This is a genomic window from Polaromonas sp. P3_A5, assembly GCF_056403055.1.
The window spans coordinates 3,330,660-3,356,326 of record NZ_JBFUGF010000001.1; the positions used below are offsets into that span (position 1 = coordinate 3,330,660).

Annotated in this window: 13 protein-coding genes, 1 tRNA gene and 1 pseudogene; 6 read left to right on the forward strand and 9 right to left on the reverse strand. The window is 61.7% G+C overall.

Annotation, left to right across the window (positions count from 1 at the left end):
- The first annotated feature begins 3 nt into the window (after positions 1-3).
- The 3 genes from AC1DU8_RS15960 (at position 4) to AC1DU8_RS15970 (ending at position 5,032) form a co-directional block, all read left to right on the forward strand.
- Positions 4-1,794, forward strand: coding sequence for an FAD-dependent oxidoreductase (locus tag AC1DU8_RS15960; protein WP_477666187.1), 1,791 nt, complete (start codon positions 4-6; stop codon positions 1,792-1,794).
- Entirely contained in the window at positions 1,791-1,991 is a 201-nt protein-coding gene (locus tag AC1DU8_RS15965) for a DUF2783 domain-containing protein (RefSeq protein ID WP_457279471.1), read from the forward strand. The genes AC1DU8_RS15960 and AC1DU8_RS15965 overlap by 4 nt, the downstream gene beginning before the upstream one ends.
- A 113-nt stretch (positions 1,992-2,104) precedes the next feature.
- Entirely contained in the window at positions 2,105-5,032 is a 2,928-nt protein-coding gene (locus AC1DU8_RS15970; protein WP_457279472.1) for a valine--tRNA ligase, read from the forward strand.
- A gap of 243 nt (positions 5,033-5,275) precedes the next feature.
- Here the strand turns inward: AC1DU8_RS15970 and AC1DU8_RS15975 are convergent, their stop codons facing one another.
- A complete protein-coding gene (locus AC1DU8_RS15975; RefSeq protein ID WP_457279473.1) occupies positions 5,276-6,292 on the reverse strand; it encodes an NAD(P)-dependent oxidoreductase in 1,017 nt (338 codons plus the stop codon).
- 124 nt (positions 6,293-6,416) lie between these two features.
- Here AC1DU8_RS15975 and galU point away from each other — a divergent pair, with 124 nt between their 5' ends.
- Positions 6,417-7,337, forward strand: coding sequence for a UTP--glucose-1-phosphate uridylyltransferase GalU (gene galU / locus AC1DU8_RS15980; protein WP_457279474.1), 921 nt, complete (start codon positions 6,417-6,419; stop codon positions 7,335-7,337).
- An 18-nt stretch (positions 7,338-7,355) separates the two neighbouring features.
- On the opposite strand, the gene AC1DU8_RS15985 is transcribed toward galU, so the two are convergent.
- The 3 genes from AC1DU8_RS15985 to cysM all read right to left on the reverse strand — a co-directional run bounded on the left by AC1DU8_RS15985 (position 7,356) and on the right by cysM (position 9,232).
- A complete protein-coding gene (locus AC1DU8_RS15985) occupies positions 7,356-7,583 on the reverse strand; it encodes a sulfurtransferase TusA family protein (RefSeq protein WP_007867181.1) in 228 nt (75 codons plus the stop codon).
- A 56-nt stretch (positions 7,584-7,639) separates the two neighbouring features.
- On the reverse strand, positions 7,640-8,206 hold the full coding sequence (locus tag AC1DU8_RS15990) for an NUDIX hydrolase (protein WP_477666186.1): 567 nt from the start codon (positions 8,204-8,206) through the stop codon (positions 7,640-7,642).
- Positions 8,207-8,329: 123 nt separating this feature from the next.
- Entirely contained in the window at positions 8,330-9,232 is a 903-nt protein-coding gene (gene cysM, locus AC1DU8_RS15995) for a cysteine synthase CysM (RefSeq protein ID WP_457279475.1), read from the reverse strand.
- Positions 9,233-9,271: 39 nt separating this feature from the next.
- On the opposite strand from cysM, the gene AC1DU8_RS16000 reads away from it, so the two are divergent.
- Positions 9,272-9,356: transfer RNA gene (locus AC1DU8_RS16000), tRNA-Leu, on the forward strand.
- A 279-nt stretch (positions 9,357-9,635) separates the two neighbouring features.
- On the opposite strand, the pseudogene AC1DU8_RS16005 reads toward AC1DU8_RS16000, so the two are convergent.
- The 3 genes and pseudogenes from AC1DU8_RS16005 to AC1DU8_RS16015 form a co-directional block, all read right to left on the reverse strand.
- Positions 9,636-9,913, reverse strand: a pseudogene (locus AC1DU8_RS16005) (IS21 family transposase); the annotation flags it as partial.
- Positions 9,914-10,096: 183 nt separating this feature from the next.
- Positions 10,097-11,725: an HlyD family type I secretion periplasmic adaptor subunit gene (locus tag AC1DU8_RS16010; RefSeq protein ID WP_477726966.1), complete on the reverse strand. Its 1,629-nt coding sequence runs from the start codon at positions 11,723-11,725 to the stop codon at positions 10,097-10,099.
- A complete protein-coding gene (locus tag AC1DU8_RS16015; RefSeq protein WP_457279801.1) occupies positions 11,722-13,938 on the reverse strand; it encodes a type I secretion system permease/ATPase in 2,217 nt (738 codons plus the stop codon). The genes AC1DU8_RS16010 and AC1DU8_RS16015 overlap by 4 nt, the downstream gene beginning before the upstream one ends.
- Before the next feature lie 596 nt (positions 13,939-14,534).
- On the opposite strand from AC1DU8_RS16015, the gene AC1DU8_RS16020 reads away from it, so the two are divergent.
- Positions 14,535-15,557, forward strand: a complete 1,023-nt coding sequence (locus AC1DU8_RS16020; RefSeq protein WP_477726967.1) for a S1C family serine protease — start codon at positions 14,535-14,537, stop codon at positions 15,555-15,557.
- Between the two features lie 131 nt (positions 15,558-15,688).
- Here the strand turns inward: AC1DU8_RS16020 and AC1DU8_RS16025 are convergent, their stop codons facing one another.
- Both AC1DU8_RS16025 and AC1DU8_RS16030 read right to left on the reverse strand, forming a co-directional pair.
- Complete coding sequence (locus AC1DU8_RS16025; protein ID WP_477726968.1) at positions 15,689-17,380, reverse strand: ShlB/FhaC/HecB family hemolysin secretion/activation protein; 1,692 nt, start codon at positions 17,378-17,380, stop codon at positions 15,689-15,691.
- 27 nt (positions 17,381-17,407) lie between these two features.
- Complete coding sequence (locus tag AC1DU8_RS16030) at positions 17,408-25,330, reverse strand: YDG domain-containing protein (protein ID WP_477726969.1); 7,923 nt, start codon at positions 25,328-25,330, stop codon at positions 17,408-17,410.
- Between the last annotated feature and the right edge of the window lie 337 nt (positions 25,331-25,667).

The window sequence follows — 25,667 nt, forward strand, 5'->3', positions numbered from 1 at the left end:
TCCATGCCGGAGACAAGCACAAAAGGCAGCGCCGCTGCGGCCACACTGGCGGCCGCGTTTACCAACGGCTATGAATTTGCCCAAGGCACGGGCTACACCCTGCCCGAATACCCGTTCGTGGAACCGCCCGAGCTGCAAACAGGCGCGGCCAAACGGCACGGTGTCGTCATCGTGGGTGGCGGCATCACCGGTCTGACGCTGGCCTGTGCGCTGGCGCAGTACGGCATCAAGGCCTTGCTGCTGGACGAAGACAACACCGTGGGCGTGAAGGGCGCGTCATCGCGCGGCATTTGTTATGCCCAGAAAACCCTGGAAATCTTCAAGCGACTGGGCACTTACGAGCGCATCGCCGCCAAAGGCGTGCAATGGAGCGTGGGCCGCACCTTTGCGGGCGCCGACGAGGTGTATTCATTTGACCTGCGCCAGCAGCAAACGCATTCACTGAGCCGGCAACCGCCCTTTATCAATATCCAGCAGTTTTATGTCGAGGGATTCCTGGTGGAGCAGCTCTACCGACCCGAGCCTGAGGACCGCCTCATTGATCTCCGCTGGAGCCACCGCGTCACGGCCTTCGAACAGAACGACGACTTCGCGACGCTGCAGCTTGAAACGCCCGCCGGTTCGTATTCCCTGGAGGCCGACCATGTCATCGACTGCAGCGGATCGCGCAGCCCGTTTCGCGCCTGGTGCGGCGCGGCAGTCACAGCGCAAAAAGGCGACGACCGCTGGTGCATTGCCGACGTGCGCTTTAAAAACCCGCCACCGGTGGAGCGCCACACCTGGATCGAAGCGCCTTTTAACGAAGGGCGCGCCGTATGGCAGCACCTGATGGCCGACGGCGTCTGGCGCATCGACTACCAGATGCCGCCGCACGCCAACCCCGAAGAAGTCAGCCGCGAAGAGGTGGTGCGCGCACGCCTGAAGGCGCAGTTCAAAAGCCAGGCCGGTCAGGCGCTGGACGATGCCGACTACGAGATCGTCTGGGTCGGCCCCTATGCCTACCGCAGCGAATGCCTCGACAACCTGCGCCATGGCCGCGTGTTCTTTGCCGGTGACGCAGCCCATGTGATGAGCCCCTTCGGCGCACGCGGCGGCAACTCGGGCGTGCAGGACGCCGACAACCTGGCGTGGAAGCTGGCCGCTGTGCTGCAAGGCCGCGCCGCACCCGCATTGCTCGACAGCTATCACCATGAAAGGCATGAGGCGGCGAAGCACAACGTGCTGGTAACCAACCGCACCGCGCGCTTTTTGCGGCCGGCCGACGGCGCGGAGCGGCTGTTTCGCACGGCGGCATTGGGGCTGGCGCGTGAACACCTGTTTGCCCGGCAGCTGGTGAACACCGGGCGCATGTCGACGCCCAATCACTACACGCGGTCCGGCGTCTGCGGGCCTGCGGGCGGGCGGGCCACGCAGAACGCGGGCTTCTCCTGGGCCGATGGCAGCTCAGGCGAGCTGCTGGACTTGTTGACGTGGGCTCATGGGCGCCTGCTGCTGCTGGTGTTTGGCGATGTATCCGGCGCCGGGCTGGCGCGGCTGGCGGCGCTTTCCAGGGAAGCGGACGTGCGCTGCGTGCAAGTGCTGGGGCCCGGCGAGAAAGCCGCCGCAAGGGAGCATGTGATCGACCGCGAAGGCCATCTGCAGGCGACCTGCCATGTTTTTGGCCATGCCTGGGCGCTGCTGCGGCCCGACGGACACGTCGCCGCAACGGGTGAAAGTACGGATGCCTCGGTGGTCCACGCCATCGCAAGCGCCATGGGTGCGGGCGCCGGCCACGAAACAAGGGATGCATCATGAAGCCAGACACCCCCCTGATCACCCGCCTGCATTTTCAGGACGCCGATGCGTTTTACGAATGCCTGCTGGACGCCCACCAGGGCCTCTCCCGGGAGGAATCCGAGCTGCTCAACGCCCGGCTGATCCTGCTGATGGCCAACCAGCTGGGCGACACCGCGGTACTGCGGGCTTGCGTGGCCGCGGCCCGCCAGGCCTGAGCGCTACAAGGCCAACGGCCGGCAAGCGCAACGGCCAGCCCCAGTCGAATAAAATCAGCGGAGTTTCACCCAACCCAAGGCGGCATCCCTTCGATGCCGTTTTTCATTGCCCCATGACCAACGCTGCCGCCCCCACCCTTGCCGATACCGCCAACACAGCCCCTGAGGCCGTGAAAGTCGCCACACCGGGGCTGGACGGCCTGGCCAAGTCCTTCGAGCCGGCCGCCATTGAAAGCCGCTGGGGCCCCGAATGGGAGCAAAGCGGCCAGTACGAGCCCACGCTGGACGCTGCCAAGCCTTCTTTTTCCATCCAGCTGCCACCGCCCAACGTGACGGGCACGCTGCACATGGGCCATGCCTTCAACCAGACCATCATGGATTCGCTCACGCGTTACCACCGCATGCGCGGCCACAACACGCTGTGGGTGCCCGGCACCGACCACGCCGGCATCGCCACGCAGATCGTGGTGGAACGCAAGCTGCAGGCTGAAGGCCAAAGCCGCCACGACCTGGGCCGCAAAAATTTCGTCGCGAAAGTGTGGGAGTGGAAGGAAGAGTCCGGCACCACCATTACCCGCCAGATGCGCCGCATGGGCGACTCGGTGGCCTGGAAGCACGAGTACTTCACCATGGATCCGAAGATGTCGACGGTGGTGACCTCGACCTTTGTGCAGCTTTACAAGCAAGGCCTGATCTACCGCGGCAAGCGCCTGGTGAACTGGGACCCGATCCTCAAGTCCGCCGTGTCCGACCTGGAAGTCGAAAACGAAGAGCGCGACAGTTTCATGTGGCACATCGAGTACCCCTTCAGCGACGGCCCGCAGAAAGCCGCTGACGGCTCGCCGCTGCGCGGCATGCACATAGCCACCACACGGCCCGAAACCATGCTGGCCGACGGCGCGCTGGCTGTGCACCCGGATGACGAACGCTACAAACACCTGGTCGGCAAGATGGTCGACCTGCCGCTGTGCGACCGTAAGATTCCGGTGATCACCGATGACTATGTCGACCCCGAATTTGGCAGCGGCGTGGTGAAGATCACCGGCGCGCACGACTTCAACGACTACCAGGTCGCCCTGCGCCACAACCTGCCGCTGATCACCATCTTCACGCTGGACGCGAAGATCAACGAGAACGGCCCGGCACAATACCAGGGCCTGGACCGTTATGACTGCCGCAAGGCCGTGCTGAAAGACCTGGAAGCCCAAGGCTTCCTCGAAAAAGCCGTGCCGCACAAAAACATGGTGCCGGTGTGCGCGCGCACCGGCGCAGTGGTCGAACCCATGCTGACCGACCAGTGGTTTGTGGCGCTCAGCAAGGTGAGTGAACAGGACCCGACCGGAAAATCCATTTCGCAAAAGGCGCGCGATGCGGTGGCCAGCGGCGACGTGAAGTTCGTGCCTGAGCAATGGGTCAACACCTACAACCAGTGGATGAACAACATCCAGGACTGGTGCATCTCGCGCCAGCTCTGGTGGGGCCACCAGATCCCGGCCTGGTACGACGAAGACGGCAAGGTTTACGTCGCTGAAAACGAGGCAGCAGCACAGGCCCAGGCGCCCGGTAAAAAACTCACGCGCGATGAAGATGTACTCGACACCTGGTACTCATCGGCGCTCGTTCCTTTTTCTTCATTGGGCTGGCCTGAGAAGACGAAAGAGCTCGATCTCTTTCTGCCATCAAGCGTGCTGGTCACCGGCTACGACATCATCTTCTTCTGGGTCGCCCGGATGATCATGATGACCACGCACTTCACCGGTCAGGTGCCGTTCAAACACGTGTACATCCACGGCCTGGTGAAAGACGCGCAGGGCAAGAAGATGAGCAAGTCCGAAGGCAATGTGCTGGACCCGGTCGATTTGATCGACGGCATCGAGCTCGCGCCCCTGCTCGAAAAACGCTCGCAAGGCCTGCGCAAGCCCGAGACGGCGCCGCAGGTGCGCAAGAACACCGAAAAGGAATTCCCCGCCGGCATTCCGGGCTACGGCGCCGATGCGCTGCGTTTTACATTCGCCTCGCTTGCCAGCCTGGGACGCAGCATCAACTTCGACAGCAAACGCTGCGAGGGTTATCGCAACTTCTGCAACAAGCTCTGGAACGCAACGCGCTTCACGCTGATGAACTGCGAAGGCCAGGACTGCGGGCTGGAAGAGCACACCAAAGAGCAATGCGCGCCCGGCGGAGAGTTCCACAACTACCTGAGCTTCTCGCAGGCCGACCGCTGGATTTCGTCGACCATGCAGCGCGTGGAAGCCGACGTGGCCAAAGGCTTTGCCGACTACCGCCTCGACAACGTTGCCGGCAGCATCTACCAGTTTGTCTGGGACGAGTTCTGCGACTGGTACCTCGAGATCGCCAAGGTGCAGATACAGACCGGCACCGATGCGCAAAAGCGCGCCACACGCCGCACACTGATCCGCACACTCGAAGCCATCCTGCGCCTGGCGCATCCGGTGATTCCGTTCATCACCGAAGAGCTGTGGCAGACCGTGGCTCCCGTCGCCGGCAAAACGGGCAAGTTCATCGGCGTCGCGCCTTATCCGCAAAGCCAGCCCGAGAAAATTGACGTGGTAGCGGAAGCGCATGTCACCAAACTCAAGACGCTCGTGGATGCCTGCCGCAACCTGCGCGGCGAAATGAAGGTGTCTCCGGCTACCCGCATGCCGCTTTATGTGCTGGGCGACACCGCCTTCATGCAGGGCGTCGCCCCGGTACTCAAGGCACTGGCCAAGCTGAGCGAAGTGAAAGTGTTCGACGACGAAGCCAGTTGGGCCGCTGCGGCGCAGTCTGCACCTGTGGCCATCGTCGGCGAAGCGCGCCTGTGCCTTTATATGGAAGTCGATCTGGCGGCGGAAAAGGTTCGCCTGCAAAAGGAAGAAACCCGCCTGGCAGGAGAAATCACCAAGTCCGAAACCAAGCTCGCCAATGAAGCCTTTGTCAACAAGGTGCCCCCGGCCGTGCTGGAGCAGGAACGCAAACGCCTGGCCGATAACCAGGCGGCCCTGGCCAAGATTCGCGAGCAACTGGCACGCCTGAAATAAGCGCCAGGCCACCGCCAGAAAAAAGCCCCGCAATGCGGGGCTTTCTTTATTGATCGGGATGCGAAGCGAGCCCTGGTAAGACCCGCGGGCTGCGTATACGCCAAGACCAGTCAACTGCAACGGTCAAAGATAGATGCCTCTTCACCAGCAGGGGCCGCGGGACTGGCTTTGCCAGACCGCAGGCGCAGCGCCCCCTCGGGGGGCAGAGAGCTACACGAAGCGAGCGAACGTGGGGGCCAAGATCTATCTGGTCATGAATTCGGGTTCAGACCACTGCGACGGCGGGACACTGCCCGGCGACTCCAGACCCATGGGGGTGCTGGTCAACTGGTCCATGCCGCTGTGCTGCGTGCCCAGAGCTTCATGCATACGGTGGGCTACATACCAGCTCGAGCGCAGGCGTGCCTCGCGTGTGTGGGAGCCCAGGCGCGGCGTGACAAACAGGTTCTTCAGCCCTTTGAGCGGTGAGGTGTCACCCAGGAAACTTGCTTCAGCGCCATCCAGGATGCAGGCTTCAATGCGGCCGTCGCACAGCGCAGCGGCCAATGCGCCCTCATCAAACAATTCGCTGCGGCTGATGCCGACCCACAACTGGTTGCGCTTGCAGCCCGCCAGGAGTTTGTCGTTCACGAAACCCCGGAACCGGGTGGCATACAGCATCTGCACAGACACGGCATCAGACTGGCTGACCAGCTCTGGCAAGGAAACAGGCTGTATGCGAAGGCGCTCCCAAATGGGCGCAGTGTGATGAACCGCAGGGTCGTAGCCGACAAGCCGCACGCCGAGCCCGCTCAGCATGCCGGCCAGCGTGTGCGCCGTCGGGGCCAGGCCCAGAATGCCCACGGTGCTGCCATGAAGCTCGCGCCCCATCTGCGTCGTGGGATGACGGCGTCCCATCAAGGCCGAGACAAGGCCGCGACGGTACAGCAACAACAGGCTGCTCAAAAGGTATTCTGCGTTGGAGCGGACGTTGGCGCTGCTGGCATGCACGACCTTGATGTCGCGCTCCTTGCAGGCCTCCAGGTCGGTGTTGTCGGTTCCCACGTGCAGGCGCCCGATGGCCTTGAGCCTGGGCAGGAAATCGAGGAACTCGCGCGTGACCACAGTCTGGCGCGGAAAAACAATGCCTTTGGTTTTGTACGCGATCTTGCGCAGCGATGTCAGATCGTCGGCAAGCTCTGGATGGTAGGCGACGCCATGCCGGGTTTCAAGCCAGGCCATTGCTTCGGGCACTAACGCATCAAGAAGTAAGATGTCCACTCAGTCAATCCTTTTTCCTGCAAACTCTCGATCGCGTGCTGTGCCCACGCAGATTCGGGCATTTGTCCGACCCACGCGCTGTACCAACAACGCAACACTTTAGGCTTTTATTCGGTCAAAGTCGATGCAAAAATTTACATTAAATAAAGCTGTCTTCCCGGTTGCTGGTCTCGGTACCCGTTTTCTGCCAGCCACCAAGGCCCAACCCAAGGAAATGCTCCCTGTGGTCGACAAGCCGTTGATCCAATACGCAGTGGAAGAAGCCTACGCCGCAGGCATCCGACACATGATTTTTGTTACTGGACGCAATAAACGGGCCATCGAAGATCACTTCGATACTGCTTATGAACTAGAGAACGAACTTGAAGTAGCCCAAAAGCACGCACTGTTATCACTGGTGCGCTCTGTCCAGCCGGACGACATGAATTTTTCCTATGTGCGCCAGCCCCGTTCGCTGGGCCTCGGCCATGCCGTGCTGTGTGCCGAGCACCTGGTGGGCCAGGAGGCTTTTGCCGTGTTGCTGGCCGACGACCTGATGGTCGGCCCGAAAGGCGGCCAGCCCGTGCTGGCCCAGATGGCGGCGCAATTCGCAGAGGTCCAGCAATCCATCCTGGCGGTGCAGGAGGTCCCTCTCGATCAAACCCGCCGTTACGGCATCGTCGCCACGGAAGGCGCCAGCACCGGCCTGATGAAAGTCAAAAGGATTGTCGAAAAGCCGGCGCCTGAGGTGGCACCTTCACGCATGGGCGTGGCCGGCCGCTACATCCTGACGCCCGCGATTTTTGGGCACATCCGCAAGCAGACATCCGGCGTGGGCGGCGAGTTGCAGCTCACCGACGGGATTTCGAGCCTGCTGGGCCAGGAGAGCGTGTATGCCTTCCAGTACGAGGGCAAACGTTATGACTGCGGAAGCAAGGAAGGCTTCCTGGAAGCGACCGTAGAGTTGGCTCTGGAGCACCCAGAAGTGGGTGTGTATTTCCGGAATTACCTGGACAACCTGCAAATTGGCTGGTCGGGCCGGGAACGCCGCAAACAAGTGGCCTGATAACCACCTGTTACAGAATCAGCGCCGCTTTAAAACGTGAATAAAGTCACTACCGGCAACCTGCTGCTCGACCAGTTCGTTGCCGGTTTGTTTGGCAAATGCCTGGAAATCACGCGTAGAGCCGGCGTCGGTTGATACAACTCGAAGCAGCTGGCCGCTGAGCATTTCCGTCAGCGCTTTTTTGGCCTTCAGGATGGGCAGCGGGCAATTGAGGCCGCGGGTGTCGAGTTCTTTGTCGATGTTCATGAAAATCCTTGGGTTGCCGCGATTTTAAGCAAAGCGCAAAGCCTCTTCGCCCGGTTTTACCCGGCCTTGCCGTCGCCGTCCGGTTCCACTTTGCTCAGCACGGTAGCCCAATCCACAAACTCAGGTTCATGGCCGCGCGTACGCAGCCAGTCAGCCAGCGCGTAGCCCGTGCCCGCAGGCCAGCATTTGAGCTTGTCCAGGTCGTAGAGCCGGTAGTCCACCAGTTCTGGCGACAGGCTGACATCCCCCGTGCAGACGGCGTGGTAGGCAATGATGATCTGGTTCATGCGCTGGAAGTCATAGACGCCAATCAAATCAAGCGAGGTGGTGTCCAGGCTGGTTTCTTCCTTGATTTCGCGTGCTATGCCGCCTTGGGGCGTTTCCCCGGCCTCCATAAAGCCGGTGATCAGCGCGTACATTTTGCCGGGCCAGGCGGCATTGCGGGCCAGCAAAACCTGGCCGTTGTATTCGATCACTGCGGCCAGCACGGGCGTGGGGTTGTTCCAGTGGGTATAGCCACAGGCTGGGCAACGCAGGCGCGCCTTCTCGCCGCCGTCTTCCATCTGCGACACCATGGCCAGCGGCGTCGCGCAGTTGGGGCAAAACCTGAATTCGTGGGTCATGGTCAAGAAAGGAGGAGAAGGAAAGGATAAGAGGGGTTGAGGAGCGCAATTCGCTATCGTTTTAATAGCTGCTTGCGCAAGTCACATATGGGCCAAAGCCAATTTTTGGCCTCAAAAAATGGCTCAAGCCGGAAATACGCCGGTAGACAGGTAACGGTCGCCGCGGTCACACACGACAAAGACGATCACAGCGTCTTTCACGGTTTTGGCGATTTCCTGCGCGACCCAGAGCGCCCCTGCCGCCGAGATGCCGGCAAAAATGCCTTCCTCGCGCGCCAGGCGGCGGCACATGTCTTCAGCGTCAGCCTGGCTCACCAGCACCAGTTCATCGACCTGGCGGGGGTCGTAAATCTTGGGCAAATACTCTTGTGGCCATTTGCGGATGCCGGGAATGCGGGACCCTTCGCTGGGCTGGGCGCCGATGACCTTGATGGCCGGGTTTTTCTCTTTCAGATAGCGGGAAACGCCGGTAATCGTGCCGGTTGTGCCCATCGCACTGACAAAATGTGTCACCTTGCCTGACGTATCTGTCCATATTTCAGGGCCGGTGGTTTCGTAATGGATGCGCGGATTGTCCGGGTTGGCGAACTGGTCCAGCACCCGGCCTTTGCCCTCTTTTTGCATCTGGTCGGCCAGGTCGCGGGAATATTCGATACCGGCGCTTTTGGGCGTCAGGATCAATTCGGCGCCAAAAGCCTTCATGGTCTGGGCGCGTTCGATGCTCAGGTCCTCCGGCATGATCAGTACCATCTTGTAGCCCTTGATCGCCGCGGCCATGGCCAGTGCAATGCCCGTGTTCCCGGAAGTGGCTTCAATCAATGTATCGCCGGGTTTGATGTCGCCGCGCTCTTCCGCGCGCTTGATCATCGACAGCGCCGGGCGGTCTTTCACGGAACCGGCCGGGTTGTTGCCTTCGAGCTTTCCCAGGATGACATTGCCGCGGGCGGCGTTTTCGGCGGCGTAAATGCGTTGCAGCGCGACCAGAGGCGTTTTGCCAATCGCGTCTTCAATGGTTGGATAGTTCATGGCCACACTGTGCCATAATTTGAGGCTTCGCTCCTCGCGGCCCGGGTGGTGAAATTGGTAGACGCAGGGGACTCAAAATCCCCCGCCGCAAGGCGTGCCGGTTCGATTCCGGCCCCGGGCACCACATCCCGAAAAGCCGGACGGTTTCAAACCGATCCGGCTTTTTCTTTTGTCGCCGCTGCGAACACAAATGCACCCGGCACTGGTGAATACGACTACTAAGCCGACGCCAGCCGCCAGAATTTGAAGACCAGCACGCGCCGGTCGTTGGGGCAAATTCGCGATACAGACCTTCCGACGTTGTTGAATTGCACTGAAGTCTGACCCGAGTTTTCCATCGAATATTGACCCACACTCTTTGTGAGCAGAAGGTGCTCACGATGTGGATAAGTTCTTGGTTTTCTCCTTTTTGGGCTGAGTCTGTATGGATCTGCCTCAAAGTGCGCCGCTGTTTCCGCGATTTTGTTGCCTCGATGACTAGCCAGGTGGCCAGCTTCTCGGCGTAGGGATAGCGCTTGCTGGCGCTGGCCCGCCTTGGATACTGGGCTCGCTCTCTTCCGATCGCAGGTGCTTCTTTATTGTGTTGCGAGCCAGGCCTGTACGCCTTGAGATCTCGCGAATGGACATCTGATCCCGCAATGCCCAACGCCTGATGACATTCAATGTCGCCACGTCCATCACTCCTAATTTCCCCCTGCTTTTAAAACAAGCAGGGTAGTGCCTACGTGGGTCAGTTTTGGATGGAAATTACTGCGCTAAATGGGTCAGATTTCGACGGAATTCAACACCTCAAATTTCAGTTTACGCAAGGTAGTCTCTTTTAATTTTCATAAAAAGATTTCGACTTTCGCAGTAAGAGCTTCGTCATCGCTCCCTCAAACTCTCACTACCCGCCCTCTGAATCGGGCTCAGCAAATACTCAATCACCCGCCGCTGCCCGGTCTTGATCTCTGCGGTCAGGTTCATGCCGGGGACGAGCTGAATCATCTTTCCGTCTATGTCGATCTGCTTGGTTTTTAGGGCCAGCGTGACGGGGAAAATTGCGCCGCGCTTTTCGTCGTTGACGGCGTCGGCTGTGACGCGGTCTACGCTTGCTTGCACGGTACCGTAGCGGGTGTAGGGAAAAGTTTCGAGCTTGATCTCGGCGCCGTTGCCTACGTTGACGAAGCCGATGTCTTTGTTTTCCAGTGTGACTTCAGCCGTGACCTGCGCGCCTTCGGGCACGATGATCATCAACGCTTGTGCTTCTGTGACGACGCCGCCTGTGGTGTGGATGGCGAGTTGCTGCACCACGCCGGCGACGGGTGCTTTCAGTGTGGTGAGGTTTTCGCGCTGGGTGGCTTTGGCTTGTTCTTGTGTGGCCTGCTGGCGTTTGAGGTCGGCCTGGGCTTCGCGCTCATACAGCGTGCGGCGCACTTCGGCCAAATAGGCGGCGCGGCTGTTTTCGCTTTCGCGCAAGGTGGCCTGGGTTTGCAGCAGGTTGGCGCGTTGGGTGGCGAGGTCGCGCTCCAGCTCTACGCGTTCGCGGGTTTTGTCTTGGGTGGCGTGACCGGAGATATAGCCCTGGTCTACCAGCTTCTTGAAATCCATTTCGCGCGCCTGGGCCATGGGCACGGTGGTTTCGAGTTTGGAAACGACGGCCCGCGCGGTGACGATCTCGGCCTGGCGGCGGCTGATTTCTGAAGACAGTTTGGCGAGCTTGGCCGTCACGTCGCCCCACTCGCCTTGCAGCTGCGCCTGTGCGGCGGCAGTCTCGGCTGCAGACCATTCTTTGGGAAATTCGGGTATGTATTTGGCCGGCAACCCAATACTGGCGGGCGAAAGCTGCTGCAGATTTTGTAGCGCCTGCTGGATGGCGCGGGCGCGCAGCACTTCCGAAAGGGCTGATTTTTGCTGATCGTGCGCTGTGGTTTTGTCGGCGCTCGCGGCGGTTGGATCCAGCTCTACCAAGGGCTGTCCAGCCACTACATGGTCGCCGTCTTTGACCAGCACGGCCTTGACCACACTGCGCTCGAGCGGCTGGATGAGTTTGGTGCGCTCGCTCACGACCACGCGCCCGGGCGCCACGGCCACGATGTCGATCTTGCCGAAGATGGACCAGACCAGCGCTATGACAAACAGCCCCATGATGAGGTAAGCCAGGCGGCGCGGCGCTGGGTGCACCGGCGTGTCTTGCAGGCTGAGTGCGGCGGGCAAGAAAGCTGCCTCGTCGCTCAAGCGGCGCGGGCCGGCGAGCTCGTCGCGATGCGCCCAGGCAGCACCAAAGATGGCGCGATAACGTGTCAGCAGTTCGATAGCGGGGTGGCGAGGCTTGGCGGGTACGGCGGCTTCCTGGGGAACTTCGGCCGGTGCTTCACCTTTGGCGGTTATGTCTTCCACGTCAGGCGCAGGTTGCTTCATCTGATGCTTCTCTCGGCTGTCAGCCGGGGCAGCTGCTTCGGCCGGTGCGGAACCCACGGCTACCGGTTTTTGATCTTCAGGACCGGTGCTCATGCCGACGCCCCTTCCATCGGTTGTTTGCCGTCCTGCATGCGCCACAGGTGCGCATACAGGCCTTGCGGTTTCTGGATCAGTGCGTCGTGCGGACCTGCTTCAACAATCTTGCCCTTGTCCATCACGATAATGCGGTGCGCGTGGCGCACGGCGCTCAGGCGGTGGGCAATGATGAGCACGGTGCGGCCTTTACAGATGTGGGCCATGTTGCGCTGGATGATGGCTTCGCTTTCGTAGTCGAGCGCGCTGGTGGCTTCGTCAAAAATCAGGATGCGCGGGTTGGTAAACAGCGCTCGCGCAATCGCGATGCGCTGGCGCTGCCCGCCGCTGAGGGAGCTGCCCTGCTCGCCCACATGCGTGTCGTAGCCTTCGGGCAGCTCGCTGATGAACTCATGCGCGCCGGCCAGTTGCGCCACACGCACCACGGCTTCAATCGGCGCAGCCGGGTCGGTGATGGCGATGTTCTCGCGCACGCTGCGGTTGAACAGCAAATTCTCTTGCAGCACCACACCGACCTGCCGGCGCAACTGCGCGGCGTCGATCAGGCTGATGTCTATGCCATCGACCAGCAGGCGGCCTCCTTCGGGGGAATAGAGGCGCTGCACCAGCTTGGTCAGCGTGCTTTTGCCGGAGCCCGAACGGCCGACGATGCCGATGATCTCGCCGGGTTTCACATCGAGGCTGATGCCGTGCAGCACCGGTGGCGCTTCGGGCCGGTAGCGGAACACCACGCCGTCGAGCGTGATGCGGCCCTTGATGGGCGGCAGCTGCGCGGCGCTGGTGGGCGGCACTTCGGTGCGGGTGTTCAGGATGTCGCCCAGGCGCGCGACGGAGATGCCGGTTTGCTGAAAGTCCGTCCATAGCTGGGCCATGCGCATGATGGGCTGGGCCACGCGCTGGGCAAACATGTTGAAGGCCACAAACTGGCCAACGGTGAGTTCGTTGTTCATCACCAGGTGCGCGCCGTACCACAGCGTGGCCGCGTTCACGAGCTTGCCGATCAGGTTGATGCCTTCATGCGCCCAGGTGGCGAGGTTTTGTGTCTTGAAGCTGGCGCTGACATACGCGGCGAGCTGATTGTCCCAGCGCTTGCCGAAGCTGGGCTCGAGTGCGCTGGCCTTGACGGTCTGGATGCCGGTGATGGTTTCGACCAGCATGGACTGGTTCTCTGCGCCGCGCGCAAATTTCACGTCCAGCCGCTGGCGCAGGATGGGTACCACGGCCAGGCTCAGGCCAAAGTACAGCGGCAGGCTGACCATGACGATCAAGGTCAGCGGCACGCTGTAGAACAGCATCACGGCGATGAAGATGACCGAGAAGAGAACGTCGAGCACCACGGTGAGCGCGTTGCCGGTGAGGAAGCTGCGGATGTTCTCCAGCTCGCGCACACGCGCCACCGAGTCACCGACACGCCGGGCCTGGAAGTACGCCAGCGGCAATTGCACCAGGTGGCGGAAAAGTCGCGCGCCCAGCTCCACGTCAATGCGGCTGGTAGTGTGGCTGAACACGTAGGCACGCAAACCGTTGAGGATGCTTTCAAACAGCACCACCACCACGAGGCCGATGACCAACACATCCAGCGTGGTGAGGCCCCGGTGCACCAGCACCTTGTCCATCACCACCTGGAAAAACAGCGGGCTGACGAGCGCGAACAGCTGCAGCATGAAGGAAATAAGCAGCACTTCGCCCAGCAGCTTGCGATATTTGACGAGGCTGGGCACAAACCAGGAGAAGTCGAACTTGGCGAGTTCACCCGCCAGCGCGGCATGGCTGGTGATGAGGATCAGCTCACCCGTCCACTGGCTTGCGAAGACTTCCACTGATTCAATCGTGGGCCTGTTCGACGGTGTGGCCGGGTCCTGAAACAGCACACGCTGGCCGTCGCACTGCGCCAGGATGACAGTGCGGACTTGCTTGCTACCGGCACTGGTGCTGCTTGCTGCGTCGTCTGCGGGCTTCAGGAAAGCGAGGGCCGGCAGCGGGACCAGCTTCAAGCGGTCGGGTTTGGATTTAGAGAGCTTGGCTTTAAGCCCAAGGTGTTTGGCCGCACGCAGCAATATGCTGGCATCAATATCGTCACTCGGGGAAACGCCGAGTTGATGGGCAAGGGTATGGGGGTCTGCGGCAACCTGGTGAAAGCGCGCCACCAGGCACAGGGCAGCGAGCGCGTTGATGGGTGGTGCTGGCTCTTCAGCCCCCGGCGCCGCTGACAGTGTGGGCGAGGCTGCTGTGGTTGCGGTTGTCACTTGGGACTCCTGCCACAGCAAAAGAATTGCTGCGGCGGCACAGGTGCGATCACGTATGTGCTTGGGGCGAGTCTTCCCCAGTCGGCTATGTTATGTGACATGTCTCAAGGCGCCCGCACGGGCCCCCTCCCTGTTATTTGTTCCAAACTGTATCGCAATACGCAGAACTTGCAGCGGCAGTTACGTTATTTTCAACGCCGGTTTGGGTACTAATTGCTTAGTCATTTCCAAACCACTGGAAATAGAGATACTTTTGAACTTTGCGTTGCAAAACTTATTGGGCTAAATTTTTTCATCTCCTTTTTCATCTCTTTTCAGGGCCGTTGATTCCCAAAGAATTGCGAACGCTCTGAACTGGTGCATTAGCGCCGGATTGGTTGAGTATTGAGTAATTACTGGGCTGAATGCTTGTTACTTTCCCTTCCTGATTCTTTTGACCCTGCCGCTTGTCACGCCATTTATTAACGTGCATTCTTGAACTCCGTGCAGAAATTTCTGCCGTTCAGGAGTCCGTCATGTACACCTTGCGTCAGTGGCTCTGCATCCTCCTTTCAAGCGCATTCATGTCTGCGTTAGTGCCCGGCATGCCGTGGTTGGCGACCGCGCACGCAGCCACTGTGCAGCCCCCGGCGGCACAGGTCATGATGGATGCGCTAACTCGCGCTACGACAGCAGTGGTCGGTGTCAAGGTCACGGCGATGGAAGATGCGCGCTCGGCCGAAACGCTGGGCTTGCGCCGTGCCGGCTCGGGTGTGCAAATCAACCAGGACGGGCTCATCCTCACCATCGGCTACCTGATGCTGGAGGCCGAATACATTGAGATCGTGACGCAGGACAACCGCACGTTGCCGGCGCGCGCCGTCGCCTACGACCTGGCAACCGGGTTTGGGCTGTTGCGCCCTTTGCTGCCGCTGCGTGGCGTGGGCGTAGCGGCCCTGGGCAATAGCAAAGACCTGCAGCCGGGCGAACCTCTGATGGCCGTCACCGGCCCGCAGGCCGATGAGGACGGCGACGTGAGCATGACCCGGCTGGTCAGCCGGCGCGCGTTCTCCGGCAACTGGGAATACCACATCGAATCGGCGCTGTTCACCAGCCCACCCATCATGGCCAGTGGTGGCAACCACAGTGGCGCCCCGCTCTTCAACCAGAAAGGTGAGTTGATGGGCATAGGCTCGCTGCTCGTGTCCGATGCCACAGGTGAAAACCGCCGCCTGCCGGGCAATATGTTTGTGCCGGTGGATTTGCTGCGTCCCATCCTCGCGGAGCTGCAGCGTTCAGGCGCCAGCACGAAAAGCCGCAGGCCGTGGCTTGGCATCACCTCCAATGACCAGGGCGGGCGCATACAGATCCTGCGGGTCAGCAAGGAGAGTCCTGCGGACCTGGCCGGGCTGGAGGCGGGCAATGTGGTGCTGGCAGTGGACGACGCCAAGGTGGCCACGCTCGAAGCTTTTTATAAAAAGCTGTGGGACCGGCCCGCACCCGACGCGGAAGTCAGGCTGACGGTGCTGCAGGGTGCAGAAGTCAAAACCATTGTGCTCAAGGCCCAGGACAGGATGCTGACGCTCAAGAGGCCCGCCGGTATCTGATTTTTACAACAAAATAGGCTGTAGCCCAGACAGGGAAAGCGCAAGCAGCTATTTATTTAATAGCACTACAGGGCTACGTGAATTGACAGCCCGGCACCACAAGCCAGGAATGGGCACAAGCAGCGGAGCCTTCAAAAACGGTAGGCGACCTCGGTCCACATCCGCGTTGAATCTGTCGTCCTGACCAGCTCGGGTGTCTGCCCCAGGGGCGAGGCCAGATAGGCGCGAGCCCGCCACTGGTTGAGCCCCGTCCAGTCAAGGCCGACCCCCGCTCCGCTGAGCGTTGCACTGTTCGCACCTGCCACCCAGGGTCGTTGATTGACTTTCAGGTAGGCACCGTCCCAGAACGCCACCGCCTGGAGCTTGCCGCCGACAACCTGCCCCAGGTCGTAGCGCAGCTCGACGCTTGTGCGGTAACCCGTATCACCCGACAGCGCACCCACATCGTAGGCACGCACCGAATAGGGCCCGCCCACGGACATTTTTTGCGACGAATCGAGGTTGGTGTTGGCCCACTGGCCCGCCCATGAAAAATGCAGCGTGCTGTTTTGCCCCAGGCGCTGCAAGCGGGAGAAGCCCAGATTGGCCTTTGAAAACCAGCCCAGCGTCCTAGCGCTGGCCGCATCGTCCAGCTGCGCCTCAGCAGCGTCAAAAACCACCCTGCCCCGGGTCCATCCCAGGCTCCAGGTATTGATGCCGCCGGACAGCAAGGTGTCCCGCCAGTCCCCGGTCAGGCTCGACGTCCAGGAGTCGAGATGCCGGTCTGTTTTTATTCCTGCCACGTCTACACGCTCGCGCAACTGCACCGTGTCGTACTGAATCTGTCCATAGAGGTTGACCGTCTGGCTTCGCACCAGCGGATGCTTGCCCCAGAGGCTGCCGGTCTCGGCGGAACCGTGTGCGCCAAGTATCTCAAGAGACCCGCCAATTTTGTAGTCCAGCAAGGAATAGGCGGCTCCTGCGCGGGTACCCTGGCCGTTCAACAATGATTCGTAGCCCACCCGTCCGTAGCTCAGCCCCTTCCCGGAACTCAGGCCGCTCAGGCTCAGGACATCGCCATGCTTCAAGGGGTTGTTGACGTACACCGTACCGCCCAAGCGGGCTCTTCCTGTATAGCTGTTGCCGTAGCCATCCACAACCAGGCTTCCTGAAACCGCCGGGCCGGGCGTGGTATCGATACTCAGATCGGAGGTGCCCATCCCGTCGCCGGGTCTTAAGGTTGCCTGCACCACCACGCCGGGTATGTCCGACAGCAACAGCAGGGACTTGTCCAGCAGGGCCTGGTCGACTGGCTGCCCGTTTTGCAGCGGCGCTACCGTCGCCTGCAGCAGCAGGTCGTTCACGCGCGTCTGGTTGTTGACGCCGACCTTGCCGTAGCGCGCCTCGATCACCAGAAAGCGAACAACGCCCGACTGGATCACCTGCGCAGGCACCACGGCCCGGGCAAAGGTCTGGCCCCTGCTGTGGTAATACTGGCCTATGCGCCCCGCCATTTCGTCGAGCTGGTCAAGCGTCAGGCTTTTGCCTTCAGCATCGGCCACCAGTGCATGCAGCGTGGCTGTCTCAAACAGGGTGTTGCCGATGATGTTGATCGATTTGACATCCACCGTCACGGCGGGACGTGCAGGTGGCGGCGGGACATTCCCCTCATTGCTGAGAGGCGGCCTTTCTCCGCGGGGCGATGGGACGGCTTGCTGGGACGGCTGGACCTGCTGGAGGATGGTGCCGATATCAACCGGCAGCGGATCAGCCGCCTGGACCGCGAACAGGGGCGCGGCTGCCAACAGCAGCACAGCGTGCTTACCGGATACGTTGCATTTCATGGGGAAACTTTTGTGGGGTGGCCGTATTTATTTTTGAGCGGCCAGCACACCGTTTTGCAGCTGCACGCCGCCGTCAACGATATGCAGGCGCGGATCTTTTCTTACTGTGGCAACCACATCCTGCAGCACCTCGACGGCCCCACCGGAAACCACCAGTTCGTCTCCACCGGAGGCATCCGCGCTTGCGCTGCGAGTTACCCGAAGGATGGGAGATACCTCGATCAGGCCGGATTTGGAGCGTGTCCCATCCACGGCCTGTTGCATGGCGGCGTCGGCACCATCATCGGCGCCCCCCCGCCCAAGCGTTCCCGCCCGTGCGGGCACAGCTGTGACAGGCAAGGGAGTGATGGATGCCGTCAGCCCGGTCGGTTGCACCACCGTGTAGTTGGCCGCGTCAACCCCGCCCAGGGTATAGCCGGTCACGGTCACGGGCTTTGCGTTACCCACATTCGCGTTGGCAAAAGCCCCGCTGCCGCCACTGACGCTAACCACGTCACCGACCAGGGCCGCCACGGCGGCGGTACCACCCAAGGTGGCCGCAGTCGTACCGTCAAAAACCTTGTTCTGCGCATTCACACCGGTGACAGCCAGGCCGGCCGGTGTGATGTTTGCCGTGACACCTGTAGGTTGCACCACGGTGTAGTTCCCGGCGTCGGCTCCGCCCAGCGTATAGCCGGTCACCGTCACGACCTTGCCGTTGCCCACATTTTTGTTGGCGAAGGCGCCACTGCCGGTACCACCCACAGTCACCACATCACCGCCCAGGGCCGTGACCCCCGCCGTTCCGTTAAGCGTGACGTTGGTGGTGGTGTCGTAGACCTTGTTGTTTGCCCCGACGCCTGTGACAGCCAGGCTGGCTGGTGTGATGTTGGCTGCGAGGCCGGTGGGTTGCACCACGGTGTAGTTGCCGGCGTCGGCTCCGCCCAGGGTGTAGCCGGTCACGGTCACGACCTTGCTGTTGCCCACATTCTTGTCAGTAAAAGTGCCGCTGCCGCCACTCACACTCACCACGTCACCACCCAAAGCAGCCACAGCGGCTGTGCCATTGAGGGTGGCGGCAGTACCCGCGTCATACACCTTGCTGTTTGCCCCCACGCCCGTGACGGCCACGCTGGCCGGCGTGATGTTGGCAGTCACTGCCGTAGGCTGCACCACGATGTAGTTGCTTGCGTCGGCACCGCCCAGTGTGTAGCCGGTAACCGTCACAGCTTTACCATTGCCAACGTTTTTGTTATAGAAATTGCCGCTGCCGGTGCCGCCCACCGTCACGGTATCGCCGCCCAGAGCTGTGACAGCCGCCGTTCCGTTGAGCGTCGCTGTGGTCGTCGTGTCATACACCTTGTTGTTGGCGCCCACACCTGTGACTGCCAGGCTGGCTGGCGTGATGTTGGCCGTGACAGCTGTGGGCTGCACCACGGTGTAGTTGCCGGCATCGGCACCGCCCAGCGCATAGCCGGTGACAGTGACGACCTTTCCGTTACCCACGTTTTTGTTGGCAAAGGTGCCGCTGCCGGTGCCGCCCACCGTCACGGTATCGCCGCCCAAAGCCGTCACCGCTGCTGTTCCGCTCAGCGTGGCCGTAGTGGTGGTGTCGTAGACCTTGTTGTTTGCGCTCACACCCGTCACCGCCAAGCTGGCTGGTGTGATGTTTGCCGTGACACTGGTGGGTTGCACCACGGTGTAGTTGCCGGCGTCGGCACCGCCCAGCGTGTAGCCGGTCACAGTCACCGCCTTGCCATTGCCCACATTCTTGTTGGCGAAGGCGCCATTGCCGGTACCGCCCACGGTCACGGTATCGCCACCCAAAGCCGTCACCGCTGCCGTTCCGCTCAGCGTCGCCGTCGTGGTGGTGTCATACACCTTGTTGTTGGCCCCCACGCCTGTGACCGCCAGGTTGGCCGGTGTGATATTGGCCGTGACACCGGTGGGCTGCACCACGGTGTAGTTGCCGGCATCGGCTCCACCCAGTGTGTAGCCGCTGACCGTCACAGCCTTGCCGTTGCCCACATTCTTGTCGGCGAAGGTGCCGCTGCCACCGCCAACCGTCACCACATCGCCGCCCAGGGCGGCGACGTTTGCGGTGCCATTGAGCGTGGCGGTGGTGGTGGTGTCGTAGACCTTGTTGTTCGCGCCTACACCCGTAATGGCCAGGCTGGCCGGCGTGATGTTGGCCGTGACACCTGTTGGCTGCACCACGGTGTAGTTGCCGGCATCGGCTCCGCCCAGTGTGTAGCCGGTGACGGTGACGGCCTTGCCGTTACCTACGTTCTTGTTGGCGAAATTTCCGCTGCCGGTACCGCCCACGGTCACGGTATCGCCACCCAAAGCCGTCACCGCTGCTGTTCCGCTCAGCGTGGCCGTAGTGGTGGTGTCGTAGACCTTGTTGTTTGCGCTCACACCGCTGACAGTCAAGCTGGCCGGTGTGATGTTGGCGGTCAAGCTGGTGGGTTGCACCACGGTGTAATTGCCGGCGTCGGCACCGCCCAGCGTGTAGCCGGTGACGGTTACGGCCTTGCCATTGCCTACGTTTTTGTTGGCGAAGCTGGCGCTGCCGGCGCCGCCTACCGTCACCGCGTCACCACCCAAGGCCGTCACCGCAGCTGTTCCGCTGAGCGTGGCTGCAGTTGTGGTGTCGTACACCTTGTTGTTGGCATTCACACCTGTGACCGTGAGGCTGGCGGGGGTGATGTTGGCGGTCAGCCCCGTGGGTTGGACCACGGTGTAATTGCCGGCATCGGCTCCGCCCAGCGTGTAGCCGGTGACAGTCACGGCCTTGCCGCTGCCCACATTCTTGTTGGCAAAAGCGCCACTTCCACCCCCAACCGTCACGACATCACCCCCCAGGGCCGTAACAGCCGCCGTTCCGTTGAGAGTCGCGGTGGTCGTTGCGTCGTAGACCTTGTTGTTGGCGCCTACGCCGGTAACAGCCAGGCTGGCTGGCGTGATGCTCGCGGTCACCGCCGTGGGTTGCACCACGGTGTAGTTGCCGGCGTCCGCACCGCTCAGCGTATAGCCGGTGACAGTCACGGCCTTGCCGTTGCCAACATTCTTGTTGGCGAAGCTGCCGCTGCCCGTGCCGGCCACGGCCACGACGTCACCGCCCAAGGCCGTAACGGCTGCCGTTCCGTTGAGTGTCGCCGTGGTGGTCGTGTCGTAGACCTTGTTGTTCGCGCCTACGCCGGTAACAGCCAGGCCAGCCGGCGTGATGTTCGCGGTCAATCCCGTGGGTTGCACCACGGTGTAGTTGCCGGCGTCAGCACCGCCCAGTGTGTAGCCGGCCACAGTCACCGCCTTGCCATTGCCCACATTCTTGTTGGCAAAGGTGCCGCTGCCACCGCCAACCGTCACCACGTCACCGCTCAGGGCCGCGACGGCCGCCGTGCCATTGAGTGTGGCGGTGGTGGTGGTGTCGTAGACCTTGTTGTTTGCGCCTACACCCGTGACAGCCAGGCTGGCCGGCGTGATGTTGGCTGTGAGGCCGGTGGGTTGAACCACGGTGTAGTTGCCGGCATCAGCGCCGCCCAGTGTGTAGCCGGTCACGGTGACGGTCTTGCCATTGCCAACATTCTTGTTGACGAAATTGCCGCTGCCGGTGCCACCCACCGTCACAGTATCGCCACCCAGGGCCGTAATGGCGGCTGTTCCGCTCAGCGTGGCCGTAGTGGTGGTGTCATAGACCTTGTTGTTTGCACTCACACCCGTCACCGCCAGGCTGGCCGGTGTGATGCTGGCGGTCACCGCCGTGGGCTGCACCACGGTGTAGTTACCAGCGTCTGCTCCGCCCAGTGTGTAGCCGGTCACAGTCACCACCTTGCCATTGCCCACATTCTTGTTGGCGAAGGTGCCGCTGCCGGTACCGCCCACCGTCACGGTATCGCCACCCAAAGCCGTCACCGCTGCTGTCCCGCTCAGCGTCGCTGTGGTCGTTGTGTCGTAGACCTTGTTGTTTGCGCCTACACCCGTGACAGTCAAGCTGGCCGGTGTGATATTGGCGGTCAAGCTCGTGGGTTGCACCACGGTGTAGTTGCCGGCGTCGGCACCGCCCAGCGTGTAGCCGGTCACAGTCACCGCCTTGCCATTGCCCACATTCTTGTTGGCGAAGGCGCCGTTGCCGGTACCGCCCACGGTCACGGTATCGCCACCCAAAGCCGTCACCGCTGCGGTTCCGCTCAGCGTCGCGGTGGTGGTCGTGTCGTAGACCTTGTTGTTTGCACTCACACCCGTCACCGCCAAGCTGGCTGGTGTGATGTTTGCCGTGACACTGGTGGGCTGCACCACGGTGTAATTGCTCGCATCGGCGCCGCCCAGTGTGTAGCCGGTGACGGTCACAGCCTTGCCATTGCCCACGTTTTTGTTGGCGAAGCTGCCGCTGCCGGTGCCGCCCACGGTCACGGTATCACCACCCAAAGCCGTCACCGCTGCTGTTCCGCTCAGCGTGGCCGTAGTGGTGGTGTCGTAGACCTTGTTGTTTGCGCTCACACCGCTGACAGTCAAGCTGGCCGGTGTGATGTTGGCGGTCAAGCTGGTGGGTTGCACCACGGTGTAATTGCCGGCGTCGGCACCGCCCAGCGTGTAGCCGGTGACGGTCACGGCCTTGCCATTGCCTACGTTTTTGTTGGCGAAATTGCCGCTGCCGGTGCCGCCCAACGTCACGGTATCGCCGCCCAAGGCTGTGACAGCCGCTGTTCCGTTGAGCGTCGCGGTGGTCGTTGTGTCGTAGACCTTGTTGTTTGCTCCCACACCCGTGACAGCCAGGCTGGCCGGCGTGATATTGGCCGTGAAACCTGTGGGTTGCACCACGGTGTAGTTGCCGGCGTCGGCGCCGCCCAGCGTGTAGCCGGTCACGGTAACCACCTTGCCGTTGCCCACGTTCTTGTCGGCAAACCGGCCGATGCCCGTGCCGGCCACGTTCACCGTATCACCGGCGAAAGCTGCAACGCTGGCCGTGCCGTTGATGGTGGCGGCGTCGCTGGCGTTGTACACCTTGTTCTGGATCGTCACACCGCCAACGGCAAGGCTGGCCGGCGTGATGTTCGCGGTCAGGCCCGTGGGCTGCACGATGACATAGTTGCCGGCATCTGCGCCGCCCAGCGTGTAGCCGGTGACCGTCACGGCTTTGCCGTTGCCCACGTTCTTGTCGGCGAAAGCACCGCTGCCGGCGCCGGCGATGCTCACCGTGTCGCCGGCGATGGCTGTTACGCTGGCCGTGCCGTTGAGGGTGGCGGTGGTGCCGGCGTCATACACCTTGTTGTTTGCGCTCACGCCGGTGACAGCCAAACTGGCGGGATTGACTGTCAGCGTGCCATTGGCGTAACTGATGTCGTAGCCCTGCTGGTTGGAATACAGGCCGGACGCTGTCACCGTATAGCTTCCGGCATTGACCGCGCCCTGGGCGGTCCCGCCGAAACCGATGCTGCCCGACAAGCTGCCGCAGGCCACGTTGGAGCAACTGACGCTGGTTCCACCATTCCAGGACAGCCTGTCATAGGTCTTGCTGGTGTTGGCGACGGTGACCGTGGTGGCCTTCATGAGTGCCTTGAGCAGGGGACGGCTATTTCCCTCATAAATACGCCAGACGCTGGTGAAATCCCAGTTCGGGTTGACGTTGCCGTTGGCAGCCGTGGCCGAGCTGAAATTGGCCTGCTGCTGCATCTGGGCCGTGGTCATGCCCATGCCGCCGCCCGAGCTTGTGGCCCGCCCGGTTGTGACGGTGTCCCAGAAACTGTTGTTGATCGCCGTTCCGGCGTCCCACAAGCCGACCAGCCCACCCAGATTGCTGGTGCCGCTCACGGCCCCCGTCGCGTAGCTGCTATTGATCGTGCCGCCAGCATCAAATTTATAGCCCACCAGGCCGCCGACATTCGTGGTGCCGGACACCGTGCCACTCGCATAACTATTGCTGATCACAACATTGGCGGTGCCATTGCTGTCCCAATACCCCACGAGCCCGCCGACATCCTGGCCGGTGCTGGTGACGTTGCCGCTGGCGTAGCTATTGCTGACGCTTCCGCCGTTGAGCATGTCGCCCACCAGCCCGCCAACCCGCGAACTCGATGCGCCGACAGAGCCGGTGGCATAGCTGTCGCTGATAAGGCCCTGGTTCCAGCCAACCAGCCCGCCAACAATGAACGAGCCGATCACCGCGCCGCTGGCGTGGCTGTTGCGGATTACGCCCTGGCTGGTCCCCACCAGCCCACCAGCCTCGGATCCGGAGCCGGTCACTGAGGTGCTGGCGTAGCTGTTAGTGATATTGCCATTGCTCCACCCGGCCAACGCGCCGACTTTGGTTTGGCCCGTGACGCTACCGCCGGCCAAGCCCAAATTGTTGATTCGCCCCGAAGCGCCTACATAGCCGAGCAGACCGACGTAGGTGGCGGTGGGCCGGTTGATAGTGAGGCCGGAAATGGTGTGGCCCAAACCGTCCAGGATGCCACTGAATTGCGCCAGGTTGTTGCCCAGCGGTTCGAATCCACTGCCGCCGTTCCAAGCGCTGGTTGGCGAGGCGTCGATGTCAGCGCCCAGTGCGTAGCGACCGTTGAGATTGCCGCTCATGCCCTGTAAATCTGTGCCGCTGGTGCTGGTTGCGGTACCCAGGTCAGTGATCACCGTATAGGCGACGGGGGTACCGTTGCTGCCTTGCTTGGTGCTGAAATTGTTGCCTGCCGGCAAATTGATCTTCGCGCCGTTGTTGACGTTGTAGGAGTTGGTGATGCCATTGGTATTGCCCTGGCCGTATTCCAGCGCCAGCTTGCCCGTACCGGAGGCATTGAGGTTGGCGTTGATGTTGATGTTGTTCTGCGCGTTGAGCGTCAGCTGGTTGATGCTCCAGCTCACCACGTCGTTGACGTTGACGTTGCCCGCTGTGCCCGTGTTCCCGCTGCTGCTCTGGATGACGACGTTGCCTGAACCCAGGTTGGCACTCAGGGCCGCACCCGTGATGTTCCCGCCCGCAGCGGCGATGGTGAAATCCACCGGGTCGATCAGCCAGGTGCCGCTTTGGCCCGCGGGGGCCGCCGTGGTGATCCGGGCGCCGTCGGCAATGTTCACCTGCGCGCCCGAGGTTTCCACAAAGCCGCCGTTGCCGCCGTTGGGCGCCGAAGCGTCCAGCGTGCCCGCAATGTTGGCGGTGCCGGCGGCCATGCCGCCCAGCAGGATGATGGTGCCGCTGCGGTTTTCCACGGTGCGCGCCTGGATCACCCCGGTGTTGTTGACTGCGCTGGCCAGCAGGGAATCCTTGGCACCGGCGCTCATCAGCGCCTGCCCGCCGTCAGCCAGAATCAATCCGCCGTTCTCGGCCAGGCTGTTGAGAACGCTCTGGTCCACCTCGATCTTGAGCAGCTGGTTGCCCTGGAAGGTCAAAGTAGCCGCGCTGCCTGCCGCCAGCGCCACGCTGCCCTGCGGGGCGTTGATGGTGCCCTGGTTGCGCACGGTATTGCCGACCAGGGCAACGTAGCCGCCCGTGGCAGCATTGATGCGGCCCTGGTTGACCACACTGCCTGCGCCTGCGCCGCTGAAGCTGCGCTTTCCGTTGCTCAGGTTCGCATCCTTGACATCCAGCGTGGACGCCACCAGCCCGCCCACATTGACCTGAGCACCGGCGCCAAACAGGATGCCGTTGGGATTGATCAGGAAAACCTGCCCGTTGGCATTGAGCTGGCCCAGGATCTGGCTGCCGTGGGTGTCCAGGATGCGGTTGACCGCGATCGCGCTGGCCGAAGGCTGCACGAAGTTGACGCTTTCCTGCGCGCCTACGTTAAAGCTCTTCCAGGTCAGCGAAGCGTTCTGGCTGGATTGATTGATGGTGGTGGCGGAGCCGCTCTGCGAGATGCTGGCTGCGCCCGAAGTGACTTGACCGTCTACCGGGCCGGCCTGCGCTGTTGCTGCTCCCAGCAGCAAAACGGCCGTTACGGGCTTGCGCAGGGTCCATCTGCCCGCGGCGCTATCGGCCATCCGTCCCAGTGCATCAAAAAACGGCGGCGCCGCGGTGGGTGCGTGTTGACCGATATTTGTTACAAATTGCGCTGCCGTACGCGCATTTTTCGAACTTTTTTTGTGCATTTTTCACATCCCGCGAGTCCCCTTGCGTCAGCCGGTTGCAAGACAGAGGCACTCGAAGTGATGGTATTCACAAAGGAAACCCGGCACATCGGGTTAAAAAAAGTTCTTTTTGCGGTTAATAGAAACGTGCTCCAGGTCGACCACGTTAGTTTCAATTTGTTACCGCTTTGGTTGTAACATTCGACCGCAATGCCGTTGCCAAAAAAAGACACCCAAAATGAGAAAACGG